Source organism: Corynebacterium sp. NPDC104732 (genome assembly GCF_055583565.1).
This window is the reverse complement of record NZ_JBVJNS010000006.1, coordinates 77,780-90,506: the sequence shown is the minus strand read 5'-3', so window position 1 is coordinate 90,506 and position 12,727 is coordinate 77,780. Positions and strand designations below refer to the sequence as shown.

9 protein-coding genes are annotated in these 12,727 nt (G+C 60.1%); 2 read left to right on the top strand and 7 right to left on the bottom strand.

Going from position 1 to position 12,727, the window contains the following annotated elements; all coding sequences use genetic code 11:
- Window positions 1-13: 13 nt before the first annotated feature.
- Genes hrcA through ACZ6ZO_RS06125 form a run of 4 tightly spaced genes read right to left on the bottom strand, consistent with a single transcriptional unit; the run spans window position 14 to window position 4,729 of the window.
- A complete protein-coding gene (gene hrcA / locus ACZ6ZO_RS06140) occupies window positions 14-1,018 on the bottom strand; it encodes a heat-inducible transcriptional repressor HrcA (RefSeq protein ID WP_182385723.1) in 1,005 nt (334 codons plus the stop codon).
- A 14-nt stretch (window positions 1,019-1,032) separates the two neighbouring features.
- Complete coding sequence (gene hemW / locus ACZ6ZO_RS06135) at window positions 1,033-2,139, bottom strand: radical SAM family heme chaperone HemW (RefSeq protein WP_465291330.1); 1,107 nt, start codon at window positions 2,137-2,139, stop codon at window positions 1,033-1,035.
- A complete protein-coding gene (locus ACZ6ZO_RS06130) occupies window positions 2,136-2,846 on the bottom strand; it encodes a hypothetical protein (RefSeq protein WP_465291328.1) in 711 nt (236 codons plus the stop codon). Before ACZ6ZO_RS06130 ends, hemW begins: the two co-directional genes overlap by 4 nt.
- Window positions 2,847-2,902: 56 nt before the next feature.
- Complete coding sequence (locus ACZ6ZO_RS06125; protein WP_182385721.1) at window positions 2,903-4,729, bottom strand: AMP-dependent synthetase/ligase; 1,827 nt, start codon at window positions 4,727-4,729, stop codon at window positions 2,903-2,905.
- Between the two features lie 96 nt (window positions 4,730-4,825).
- On the opposite strand from ACZ6ZO_RS06125, the gene malQ reads away from it, so the two are divergent.
- Window positions 4,826-6,901 (top strand): 4-alpha-glucanotransferase, encoded by a 2,076-nt coding sequence (gene malQ / locus ACZ6ZO_RS06120; RefSeq protein ID WP_465291325.1) that lies wholly within the window; start codon window positions 4,826-4,828, stop codon window positions 6,899-6,901.
- A gap of 266 nt (window positions 6,902-7,167) precedes the next feature.
- On the opposite strand, the gene ACZ6ZO_RS06115 is transcribed toward malQ, so the two are convergent.
- The 3 genes from ACZ6ZO_RS06115 to ACZ6ZO_RS06105 are packed head-to-tail and all read right to left on the bottom strand — an operon-like array spanning window position 7,168 to window position 10,884.
- Window positions 7,168-7,335, bottom strand: coding sequence for a hypothetical protein (locus ACZ6ZO_RS06115; protein WP_182385719.1), 168 nt, complete (start codon window positions 7,333-7,335; stop codon window positions 7,168-7,170).
- Between the two features lie 12 nt (window positions 7,336-7,347).
- The gene (locus ACZ6ZO_RS06110; RefSeq protein ID WP_465291323.1) at window positions 7,348-9,324 is read right to left on the bottom strand and encodes a M3 family metallopeptidase; all 1,977 of its coding nucleotides are present in this window, start codon (window positions 9,322-9,324) and stop codon (window positions 7,348-7,350) included.
- Complete coding sequence (locus ACZ6ZO_RS06105) at window positions 9,325-10,884, bottom strand: FMN-binding glutamate synthase family protein (protein ID WP_182385717.1); 1,560 nt, start codon at window positions 10,882-10,884, stop codon at window positions 9,325-9,327. It lies immediately after the preceding gene.
- Window positions 10,885-10,971: 87 nt separating this feature from the next.
- On the opposite strand from ACZ6ZO_RS06105, the gene treS reads away from it, so the two are divergent.
- Window positions 10,972-12,723 carry a maltose alpha-D-glucosyltransferase gene (gene treS, locus ACZ6ZO_RS06100; RefSeq protein ID WP_182385716.1) on the top strand — a complete coding sequence of 584 codons (1,752 nt, stop codon included), beginning with the start codon at window positions 10,972-10,974 and terminating at the stop codon, window positions 12,721-12,723.
- Window positions 12,724-12,727: the final 4 nt, after the last annotated feature.

Genomic DNA, 12,727 nt, shown 5'->3' with positions numbered 1-12,727 from the left:
CTCAAACCTTTCGTTAATTCTTCAACACTTCGCTGACATATTGTGCAACAGCGGACACCTTCGAAATAGTTCCGGTGTAGTCCATGTACGTCGGCCCCACCACACCCAGAGCACCAAAGGTGGCGTCCTCGTCACCATATCCAGTAGAGACGATGGACGCTGATTGGAGTCCTTGCTCTTGGTGTTCCGCACCAATGCTGACGTTCACTTGGCCCTCTTGCACATGTGATAGCAGCTTTAAAACTACTACCTGCTCCTCCAACGCTTCCAATACGGATGCACTTAAGGGCGAAATTCGAGACAAATTCGAGGTGCCCGCCAAAATCAGCCGATCCGAGGGCGCCTCTACCAGCGTCTCAATGAGGACGGTAGCGCACCGCAACATTTCATCCCGCAACTCGCTCGGGGTGTGCTCCACCAAATCAGCCAACGCCAGCGATGCATCGGCCATAGTTTTTTCCGCTAGCGCGTTGTTGAGCAGCGACCGCAACGTACTCACGTCCTCGATGGGTCGCATGAGCTCCACGTTGCGTTGTTCCACACGCCCCAAGTCCGTGATCATCACCAACAGCAGGCGCGTCGGGGTGAGCGCCACCACCTCGCAGTGTTTGACGCGAGAAGTCCGCAGCGATGGCAGCTGAATCACCGCCGCTTGCCTAGTGAGCTGCGCAAGCAGCTGAACGGAGCGACGCAGCACGTCTTCCAGATCCACGCCACCTTCCAAAAACCCCAGGATTGCCTTACGCTCAGCGGGCGACATGGGCTTGACTTCGTGGATCGAATCCACGAACATCCGATACCCCTTCTCCGTAGGGATACGTCCTGAGCTGGCGTGTTCCTGGGCGATGAGCCCTTCCGCTTCCAGCACAGCCATGTCATTGCGGATCGTGGCAGAAGACACCTGCAGCTTGTGCCGTTCCACCAGAGCCTTCGATCCGACAGGTTCTTGCAATGCGATGTAGTCAGCAACGATGGCGTTGAGCACCTGTTGCCGGCGTGCTTTGGTTGAGGAAGCCATGTGCCTTAGTCTAGCTAGACTCCCACCAGGAGATCCGCAATGATGCCGTCGGCAAGCAAGCGCCCACGGTCGGTGACGGCAAGGCGTTCGCCGGCGGTCAGCAGGCCAGCACGCACATGCTTATCGACGGCCAGCGGCGCGTCTACCCACTGCGCGGGGATTCCCTCTTTGAGGCGCAGGCCCAGCATGACTCGTTCAGTGCGGATGTCTTCCTCGGTCAACACCTCGCATTCTTTGATCGGAAGCTCAGCGCGACTGAGGGTGTCGTTGTAGCGACGCGGGTGCTTGACGTTGTAGAACCGGGTACCGTCGATATGCGAGTGCGCGCCGGGCCCGGCGCCCCACCAGTCCCCGTTCCGCCAATACCCCAGGTTGTGCTGGCACTCACCACCAGGCTTCGCCCAGTTGGACACCTCGTACCAGTCGTAGCCATCCAGCATGTTATCGATAATTTCGTACCGGTCTGCCAGTACGTCCTCGTCCGGAGCTGGTAGCTCGCCCTTGCGCACTTTCCGCGCCATGGCGGTGCCGTCCTCGACGATGAGGGAGTAGGCCGAGACGTGATCCACGTCGGCTGACAAGATCGCTTCGACGGTTCTTCTGACGTCATCGTCGGTTTCCCCCGGGGTGCCGTAGATCATGTCCAGGTTCACGTGCTCGAACCCCGCGGCGCGTGCTTCCTTCGCAGCTGCAACGGCGCGTCCCGGGGTGTGTTTCCGCTCCAGGACGCGCAGCACGTGGGGCGCAGCGCTCTGCATCCCTAGGGAAATCCGGGTGAACCCCGCTTCCTTGAGGGCTACGAAAAATTCTGGGCTGGTGCTCTCCGGGTTGGATTCCGTGGTGATTTCGGCGCCGGTTTTTAGCCGGAAGTTCGCTGTGACCGCATCCAATACCCTGGTCAGCCCTGCTGCGCCGAGCATAGAAGGGGTACCGCCACCAACAAATACAGTGTCTACCAGTCGGTCCCCAGTGCGTTCGGCCGCCAGTTCCAGCTCGATGGCCAGGGCTTCGAGGTACGGCTCCGGCCCCATGCCCAGTTCGCCGGGGGTGTACGTGTTGAAATCACAGTAGCCACAGCGGGAAGCACAAAACGGGACGTGAAGGTAAATCCCGAAGGTCACGAAGCCCTGCCCTTTGCGCGCTTGGCAGCAACCTTGGCGACGATGGCGTCGATACGCGCCCGCTCCGCCAGGAATTTTGGCGGGTTGCTCCCCCGCATGTTGCGGGCATACTCCGGGTGCTGCTTGGCTACGGCGTTGAACCAGCACTCAATGGTGGTGTCCACGATGCGCTGGGTCCTGCTGAACACTACGGGCAGGCTGAGCGCGTCGAGGTCGTCGGCAACCACTGCGGTCTGGTCCAAAATCCAGTCATTGACCTCGCGCAAGCGGTCCAAAATGGCCTGGGAACGACCGTTCATTGCGGCCGTCATCTCCCTGATGGGGGCCGGGGCCCCCAGTGGAAATGCGTCGGCAAGATCGGCCATGGCGAGGGAATCTGGCGTAGCCACGCCTTTCTCCCGCTTCGCCCGCACGCTCACCGTACCGGACCGCAGCCCAGAGGTGAGGGCCTGTCGCAGCCCAGCTAGCTCAGCCACGACGCGTCGCGAATCATTGCGGGCTTCCTCAACGATCTCCGTGAACTCTGCGTGGCAATCCTCGACGAGTTCCGAATCCCAATCCGCGATGGCTTCCATGAGGTGTTCGATGTATTCGACAACCTCATCTCCGATGTCGTACACCTCTTGGGTGAGCTCGCGATGGCGTAACTTAGCGTCGAACAGCTGCACGTCGTCAAGCTCCTTTTCTTCCATCGCGGTGGGGTGCATTGCCCACCATATACAGAAGACGGGGCAAAAACTGTGTGCCCCGCCGGAGTTTTACCCTAACGCGTATAAATGTGTGCGATTTCCTTGGCAAAACGCCGAGTAACCACGTTGCGCTTGACCTTCATCGTCGGGGTCAGCTCGTCGGCTTCTTCGGTCAGGTCGCGGTCGAGAATGTAGAACTTCTTGATTGCCTCGGTGTGGGACACGGAAGCATTCGCTGAGTTCACGGCGTCCTGAATGTCTGCCCGCAGCTGTGGGTTCATCGCCAGATCGTTGACCGTCGCCTTTTCGGGGAGGTTATGGATCAGCTTCCAGCGTCGGAACGCGTCCTCGTCCAGGGTGATCAGCGCACCGATGAACGGCTTGCCGTCGCCCACCACCAACGCCTGACTGATCAGCGGGTGGGAACGCAGCAGATCCTCCAGTGGCCCCGGGGACACATTCTTGCCACCGGCAGTCACGATCAGATCCTTCTTGCGTCCGGAGATGATGAGGTAGCCATCCTCGGTGATTTCGCCAAGGTCACCGGTATTGAACCAGCCATCCTGGATCGCTTCCGCGGTGGCCTCCGGGTTGTTCCAGTACCCCTGGAACAACATGTTGCCCTTCAGTAGGATCTCGCCATCTTCGTTGATGCGTGCAGCCATGCCTCCCACCGGGCGCCCTACCGTGCCGATGCGCTGTGGTTTGAAGTCCACGGCAGCTGCAGCGGTGGTTTCGGTGAGGCCGTAGCCCTCGTAGATCGGCACCCCGAGACCGCGGTAGAAGTGCAGCAGATCATGGCTGATCGCCGAGCCACCGGAGATGCAGTACTTCACCTCATCGCCCATTGCGGAACGGATCTTGCTGTACACCAGCTTGTCAAACATCTTGTGCTTGAGTTTCAGCGCGCGGGACGGCCCGGTGGCGTCCAGGGATTTGGAGTATTCGATGGCCACCTTCTCCGCTTCCAGGAACATCTGGCCAGCGATAGGCGACTTGTCCGCGGCCTTGGCGGCAGCCGCATTACGAACTTTCTCAAACACGCGTGGCACACCCAGGATCATATTTGGGCGGGAGCGCTGGAACTCGACGTTCAAAGAACTAAAGTCCGACCAGTGGTTTTGGGTCGCACCGGACACGGCAATGGCCAGCGATACCGCGCGGGCCAGCACGTGCGCCATCGGCAGGAACGTCAGGACTCGGGTGCCAGGGGTGGCGATGCCACCAATCGGGTTGCTGAGCAGGCCACGGACTTCCGCGACCCAGTTGCTGTGCGTCAGGTGGCAGCCCTTGGGACGGCCGGTGGTTCCGGAAGTGTAGACCAGGGATGCCAGGTCAGCGCCCTGCGCGGCAGTCGCGCGGCCCATCACTTCGTCATCGCTCACGGAGCGTCCCTCGAACTTTAAGGTGTCAATAGCAGAGGCGTTGATCTCTAGGATGCGACGCAGCTGGGTGGGCGAGCCCTGCAACTGCGCAGTACCATCCTCAAGAAGGACGAGGTGCTGCATCAGCTCGGTGTGCTCGCGACTTTCGGTCACCGCGAAGACAGCACCGGAATCCTCAATGATCCACTGGATCTGCGACTGGGACGAGGAACCGTAGATCGGTACCGAGGCGGCGCCAGCAGCCCAAATAGCGAAGTCCAGCAGGGACCACTCGTAGCGGGTTTCCGAAAGCAGCACCACCCTATCCCCCGCCTGCACCCCGTTGGCGATGAGTCCTTTTGCGACTTCCAACACTTCATCAACGAACTCTTTCGCCGTGACATTCACCCACTCATAGTTCTGTGGGCGGGTGAACATCACTCCGTGTGGACGGGCCTTGGCCTGCGCAAACAGCAGTTTGAGTACTGTGTCATCCGGTTCGACAACATAAGGGGCCGGGGTTTCGTATTCCTGCATCCTAGGTCCTTTTCATGAGGTTTCTTTCATGTTCACGGTACACTTTTCACCCCGGCAACGGGCATTAGGCGCAGTGAGGTGGCAATATTAATCCTTGTGAGCTACTTCGAATCTTTAAAGGAACTAGCGGACCTACACGGTGTCGCTACCAACTACTGGTCTTCAAACGGTGAATTCATTGAAGTCTCGGAAGATACACTGCTCAAGACGCTCCACGCCTTAGACGTAGCTGTGGAGCCAAACCAGGAAAGCATCGGGGAGGCCATCATGGCGTTCCACGACGCCGCAGCGACCCAGATGCTGCCACCAACCGTGGTGATGACGGCGGGCACCGACTATGTGGTCAACGTGCATGTCCACGACGGCGCTCCAGCAGAGGTCACTGTTCACCTGGAGGACGGCAGCTCCTTCGCTGCCGAACAGCGAGAGAACTGGACCCCTCCGCGTGAGGTGGCCGGCGTGATGTGGGGGGAGGCATCATTCGCCATCCCGGGTGACACCCCACTCGGCTGGCATGAGATCACCCTGGTGTCCGGGGACACGACCGCTACCGCCACGCTGGTTGTCACGCCAGAACGCTTATCGACGAACACCGGAAAAGTTACCGGTGTTATGAGCCAGATCTACTCTGTGCGCAGCTCAAAGTCTTGGGGCATGGGTGACTTCAATGATCTGGGAGCGACGGCTGAGGTCGTCGCAAAGCATGCTCATGCAGATTTCATCCTGATCAACCCCCTGCATGCTGCCGAGCCGTTCCCACCTACGGAGGACTCCCCTTACCTGCCCACCACCCGTCGCTTCATCAACCCGATCTATATCCGGGTGGAGGACATTCCAGAAACCGCGGGGCTGGATGCGGATCTGCAGGAGGACATCAAGCAGATGGCCGCGGAGTTCCAGGCACTGAACACCTCGGACTCCATGATCGAGCGCAACCCGATCTTCCAGGCGAAACTGCAGGTCCTGCACGAGATCTACCACGTCGTCCGCACCCCGGAGCGTCAGAAAGCATTCGAGGACTACTGCAATCTCGAAGGCAAGGGCCTGGATGACTTTGCCCGCTGGTGCGCCGCCCGCGAGCAGCAGGAGAAGCCGGAGGACAACAGTCACGGCATCACCCCTTCCCTCGAAGAGACCGCGAATTTCTACCGCTGGATGCAGTGGATCTGCGACCAGCAGCTGGAAAACGCGCAAGCCCGCGCCAAAGCAGCCGGAATGAGCATCGGCATCATGGCTGACCTCGCCGTTGGTGTTCACCCTGGTGGCGCCGACGCGGAAAACCTTGCCTCCGTCCTTGCTCCAGCAGCCTCCGTCGGCGCCCCGGCAGACGGATACAACCAGCAAGGCCAGGACTGGTCCCAGCCACCATGGCACCCACGTAAACTTGCCGAAGCCGGCTACAAGCCATGGCGCGACATGCTCCGCACCGTGCTCCGCCACTCCGGCGGTATCCGCATCGACCATGTCCTCGGACTCTTCCGCCTCTGGTGGATCCCACGCATGCAATCACCGCTCACCGGAACCTACGTGTACTACGACCACAACGCGCTCGTCGGCATCCTCGCGCTGGAAGCTGAGCGCGCAGGCGCAGTCGTGATCGGTGAAGACCTCGGTACCTTCGAACCGTGGGTCCAGGAAGTGCTGGCCAGCCGTGGCATCATGGGCACCTCCATCCTGTGGTTCGAAAACAACGGCAGCACCCCGAAGCCAGCCAATGAGTACCGTGAGCTGGCCCTTTCCTCCGTTACCACCCACGATCTGCCACCAACGATGGGATACATCCAGGGCTCCCACATCACGCTCCGAGAGAACCTCGGCGTCCTCACCCGCCCGGCGGAGCTCGAGGAAGCTGAGGACGTGGCCTGGCAGAACCAAGTTTTTGCCATGGTGCGTGGCGAGGACTTCCGCGACAAGCGCTTCGGCGGTGACATGGAAGGGCTGCTGGTGGACCTGCACCGTTTCATCGCCTCCACCCCATCACTGCTGACCTGTGTCTGCCTCGTGGACATGGTGGGCGATATCCGCGCCCAAAACCAACCAGGCACCACCCGCGACATGTACCCGAACTGGTGCGTCCCGCTGTGTGACTCCACCGGCAAGCCAGTCCTGATTGAGGACCTGGCCCAGCATCCGCTGTTTAAGAAGGTTGCGGAGGCCTCAGCTCGGGTGTAGGGAGGTTGGATAGGGATTTGTACCTGGCGACAAGTCCCTATCACTAGCCCGCAACAGACCCCCAAATCCGAAAACCCGGGAAGTGTTTCCCGAGTCTCGGCGCCTTTCAAGGCTGCACACCTGCTATTTGGCTGGTTTTCTCCCGAAATCCGGGTTGCACTTCCCGGGTTTCTCAAGAAACTCACTAGAGGTAGCTAACCGCCCAGGCGATGATGACCAGTGCGAGCAGTGCGTACAGTGCCAGTTGGACCCGGGAACGTGGGTATTTATTTTTCATTTTTTCCTTCGAACCATCGCAGTGTTTTCGCCCCGACGATATCAATGAGTCGGAGGAAGCAGAAGGCCAGGACGGCGCACAGCACCACTGATACCGTCACCACGATGGGTGCTTGCAGCCACAGTGGCGCTGAGCTGAGCCAATCGAGAACCTGCATAGGTTACAGATCCTACACCTTTGTTCCCCCGAGCCCACGTCGGCGCAGCAGTGGGGCGATGTCGCGTTCGCGACCGCGCAGTTCTGTGAAGGCTGCGGTGTAGTCGCGGGACGCACCCCGGGACAAGACCAGGTCGCGGAACCGCTGCCCTGCAGCCCGCAGATCAGACTGTTCACTGAACCAGTCAAAACCATCTGCATCGAGGACTTCCGCCCACAGGTAAGAGTAGTAGCCGGCGGAGTAGCCACCGCCGAAGATGTGGTTGAAGTAGCGGGTCTGGTAGCGGGCTTTGATGTGGTCAACGTTCAGGCCGTAATCCTCCAAAGCCTGCTTCTCAAACGCATCGATGTCGTCGATCTTGGCCAGTTCCGCGGCGGAGAGACTGTGCCACGCGTAGTCGATGATCGAAGCGGCGAGGTATTCGGCGGTGCCGAATCCTTGGCCGAACTGCTTAGCGGCTTCGATGGCGTCGACGAGGCGCTGTGGCAGATCCGGCGCGTAGTTGGCCAGCACCGCGGGGTGGAATGCCCAGTTTTCGTTGATCTGGGAGGGGAATTCAACGTAGTCGCGGGGCACGCTCGTGCCGGAGAAGCTGGGGTAACGGACGTCGGAAAGCAGGCCGTGCAGGGCGTGGCCGAACTCGTGGAAGACGGTGGTGAGCTCGTCGAGGGTGAGGTAGGCTTCGCCGTCGACGGGGCGGGTGATGCCCATGACGTTGACGATCACCGGCTTGGTGCCCATGAGGTGACTTTGGTCGACGAAGGAGCTCATCCAGGCACCGCCTCTTTTCGACGGCCGTCCAAAATAATCTGTGAGCAGCAGGCCGATCCCGGTGCCGCCCTCCTCCTTGACCTCCCACACGTCCACGCCTTCGGCGTAGCCCTGGAGATCAGGACGCGGCGTCACAGTGATGCCGTAGAGCAGGTTCGCTGCGTAGAACACGCCGTCTTTAAGTACCCGGTTAAGCGGGAAGTACTGGCGCAGTTCGTCCTCGTCGAGCGCGAAATCACGCGCGCGTACTTTGGACTCCCAGTAGGGCCAGTCAGCGCCGGTGATCTCGGTGCCGGCGGCGTCGGCAAGGAGCTTGTACTCCCCTGCTGCGTTGGCGGAGGCGGCTGGGGCGAGGTCGCGTAGCAGGTTGCGCACTGCCTCCGCACTATCGGCGGTTTCTTCCTCCACCACGAACTCCGCATGGTTGGCGTATCCCAAGAGCTCCGCGCGTTCGGCGCGCAGGCGAGCCATTTCCAGGGCCACGTCGCCGTTCTTTCGGCCACGCTGCTGGGACTGTTCGTAGAGGCGGGCACGGGAATCAGGTCGGGTCAGCACCGCCTGTTCGGACTGCACGGTAGGCAGCTCCAGCGGAATCACGTATCCCTCGCGTCCGATCTCCTTGGCGTAGGCCGCGGCAGAGTCGATGCGGGACTGCGAGAAGCCGTCGAGTTCTTCGCGGGTGAAGGATACCGCCAGTTCTTTGGTGTCCTCCAGCAGGTTGTTACGGAATTCCTCGCCGAGGGTGGACAGGCGCTGGTCGATCTCCGTCAGTCGGGTTTTTCCTTCGGCAGAAAGATCAGCACCACGGCGTCGGAAAGCGCGCAGCGTGTGCTCATGCAGGCGCTGGCTCTCCTCGTCTTCCGGCGCAGTGACCGATTGGAGCCGCTGGTAGAGCGCTTCATTTTGGTAGATCGCGGAGCTGTGCGCGGACAGCTTCGGCAGGATCTCGGCGGAAATCTCGTTGAACTCGTCGGAAGCGTCGGTGCCGGAAAGGTTGAAAAAGACGTTAGACACCCGGGTCAGCGCAGTTCCAGAAGCCTCGAAAGCTTCCATCGTGTTTTCCCAGGTCGGAGGCTCCGGATTGGACACGATGGCGGAAATCTCCGCGTTGTGGTCATCGAGAGCGGCGAGAAAAGCCGGCAGATAATGCTCGTTTTTAATCTCCGCGAACGGCGGAAGTTGGTAGTCGAGCTGGGATGGTTCTACAAGTGGGTTCACTTAAGGCTCCTGTCGGGTACGCACCAAGCCAGCGCGGGTTGGTGGCACGGTGTAGGTGTCAGCGGAGGCGCGATCAAAGTCGCGCTGCCAGTCGTACGGGGCTTCGTTGTTCAGCAAAGATCCGGGTGCCAGCCAGTCAAAAATATCCTCGTAGGGGCGGGCCTGGGTCGGGTCGATGCGTCGCACGATGTGGGCGGGGCCCAGGTCGCGGAAGTCGGTCAGTCCCATGGCAGACAAAATACGCATCGCGGACTTGAGGGTGTTGGCCTGGTAGTTCTTCACACGCTCAGCCTTATTGTCCACGTCAAGGCCACGGTAGAAGCGCGGGTTCTGGGTCGCGACGCCTGCGGGGCATTCGTTGGAGTGGCATTCCTTGGCCTGAATGCAGCCGACCGCCATCATCATGCCGCGGGCAGAGTTGGTGAAGTCAGCGCCGATCGCCAAACGGCGGATAATGTCCGCACCGCCGACAATCTTGCCGGCAGCGCCGATTGCGATATTCTCACGCAAATTGCATCCCACCAGCGCATTGTGCACCACGATGAGCCCTTCGGACAGTGGCGTACCCACGCGATCTAGGAACTCCAGCGGCGCGGCACCCGTGCCGCCTTCCGCCCCATCAACGGTGATGAAGTCCGGGGTAATCCCGGTAGCCACCATCGCCTTGACCATACAAAGCACCTCATGGCGGGTGCCGACGCACAGTTTGAAGCCCACTGGTTTACCGCCAGAGAGATCGCGGAGCTTCTTTACAAAGTGCATAAGCTCGGTGGGCGTCGTGAAGGCGCTGTGGCTCGCTGGGGACAGGCAGTCCTCCCCCTCCGGGATGCCGCGGATTTCCGCCAACTCAGCGGTGACCTTCTCGCCCGGCAGCATACCGCCCATGCCTGGCTTCGCGCCCTGGCTGAGCTTGATCAGGATGGCCTTCACATTCGGGATCTTGGCTTTTTCCGCGAACTTCTCCGGGCTGAAAGTTCCGTCAGCATTGCGACAGCCGAAGTAGCCGGAGCCGATCTCCCACACCAGGTCAGCGCCGTATTTCAGGTGGTACTGGGTAAGGCCACCTTCACCGGTTTCGTGGACAAAGCCACCCATCGCGGCGCCCTTGTTCATGGCCAGCACGGCGTTCTTGGATAGCGAGCCGTAGGACATGGAGGAGATGTTGAACAGCGGAATGTCGAAGGGTTGGGTGCAATCCGGCCCGCCGAGACGCACCTTCGGAGCCTCGGTCATCATCGGCGCTGGATGTGCGGAGTGCATGATGTGATCACGACCAGGCTTAAGCAGGTCACGCTCAGTTCCGAATGCTTCCTCAGCGCCAAGGTTCTTTGCTTGCTGGTACACCATGGTGCGGGTCTCGCGGTCAAATGGTGCGCCGTCCGTGTCAGATTCCACGAAGTACTGCTGGACTGGAGCGCGGAGGGATTCCGCGATCCAGCGAGCTCGGCCGACAACGGGAAAATTCCGCCTGATGGAGTGCTTGGGTTGCACGAAATCATAGACGGCAAGTGCAGAGGTTCCCGCTGCTAGTGCGATAGCACCGAGCTTGAGGTTTCTCATAGAGGTCTCCTTTGGTGTTAGCTATGTCACTAACCATAACAGTGACGGGCACGACATGACAGCAGCACTTTGCCTACGCTGGTGGGTATGACTGAACCAATCTCCACTACCCCACTAGTTGACGATCAAGGATTCGTCGTCGAGCCATCCTCCGATTCTTTCCGTACGCCCGCCCCGGCGCCCGGCGAAGAACCCTGGGAGCGCTCACAACCCGAGTGGTACAAGGAAGCAGTCTTTTACGAAGTCCTCGTCCGCGCCTTCGCAGACGACAACAATGACGGCATCGGCGACCTCGCAGGCCTCACCAGCAAGTTGGACTACCTGCAATGGCTCGGGGTGGATTGCATCTGGATCCCACCGTTCTACGATTCCCCTCTGAAAGACGGCGGCTACGACATCCGTAACTTCCGCGAAATTCTCCCTGAGTTCGGCACCGTGGATGACTTCGTTGAGTTGGTAGACAAAGCCCACCAGCGGGGCATCCGCGTGATTACCGATCTGGTCATGAACCACACCTCGGACCAACACCCATGGTTCGTGGAGTCCCGACGTGACCCGGAAGGCCCCTACGGCGACTTCTACGTGTGGAGCGACACCGACGAGCTCTACCAAGATGCCCGAATTATTTTCATCGACACCGAGGAGTCCAACTGGACCTTTGACCCGGTGCGTGGCCAGTACTACTGGCACCGGTTCTTCAGCCACCAACCGGACCTCAACTACGACAACCCCGCTGTTCAGGACGCAATGCTGGATGCGATGCGCTTCTGGCTCGACCTCGGCCTGGACGGTTTCCGACTCGACGCCGTGCCGTACCTCTACGAACGCCCTGGAACCAACGGCGAAAATCTCCCAGAAACCCACGGCTTTTTGAAGCTGTGCCGACAGGTCATCGAGCAAGAATACCCAGGTCGGGTGCTCCTCGCGGAAGCGAATCAGTGGCCCCAAGACGTGGTGGAATACTTCGGAGAGCCCGTGGTGGGCGACGAGTGCCACATGGCATTCCACTTCCCACTGATGCCACGCCTGTTCATGGCAGTTCGCAAAGAATCCCGCACCCCGATTTCCAACATCATCCGGGACACCCCGGCTATCCCAAGTTCCGCACAATGGGGCATCTTCCTGCGTAATCACGACGAGCTGACCCTGGAGATGGTCACCGATGAAGAACGTGCCTTCATGTATTCGCAGTACGCGAAGGAACCTCGGATGCGCGCGAATGTGGGAATTAGGCGTCGTCTAGCGCCGCTTCTCGACGGCGACCGCAACCAGCTCGAGCTCTTTCACGCCATGCTCCTATCCCTGCCTGGCTCGCCGGTGCTGTACTACGGCGACGAGATCGGCATGGGCGACAACATCTGGTTGCACGACCGCGACGGCGTGCGCACCCCGATGCAGTGGAATGCGGACCGCAACGGCGGTTTTTCCAAAGCCGACCCAGAGCGCCTGTTCCTTCCTGCAATCCAAAATGCGCAGTACGGCTACGGCGCGGTCAATGTGGAAACCCAGATGAACCAGGAAAATTCCCTGCTCAAGTGGACTCGTTCCCTGATTCACGTCCGCAAGCAGTACAAGGCCTTTGGCCTGGGGTCATTCCGCGAGATCGAATCGACCAACAACGCGGTATTCGCCTACTTGCGGGAATATGGGCAGCAAACCATTTTGTGTGTGAACAACTTGTCCAAACGGCCACAGGCAGTGTCGTTGGACCTGTCTGAGTTCGTTCGAGTGGTGCCCCGTGAGCTCACCGGTGGCGCTGACTTCCCGAAAATCGACGATCGCGACTGGACAGTGACACTAGCTCCCCATGGGTTCTTCTGGTTCGATCTGACCCGGTAAAGGG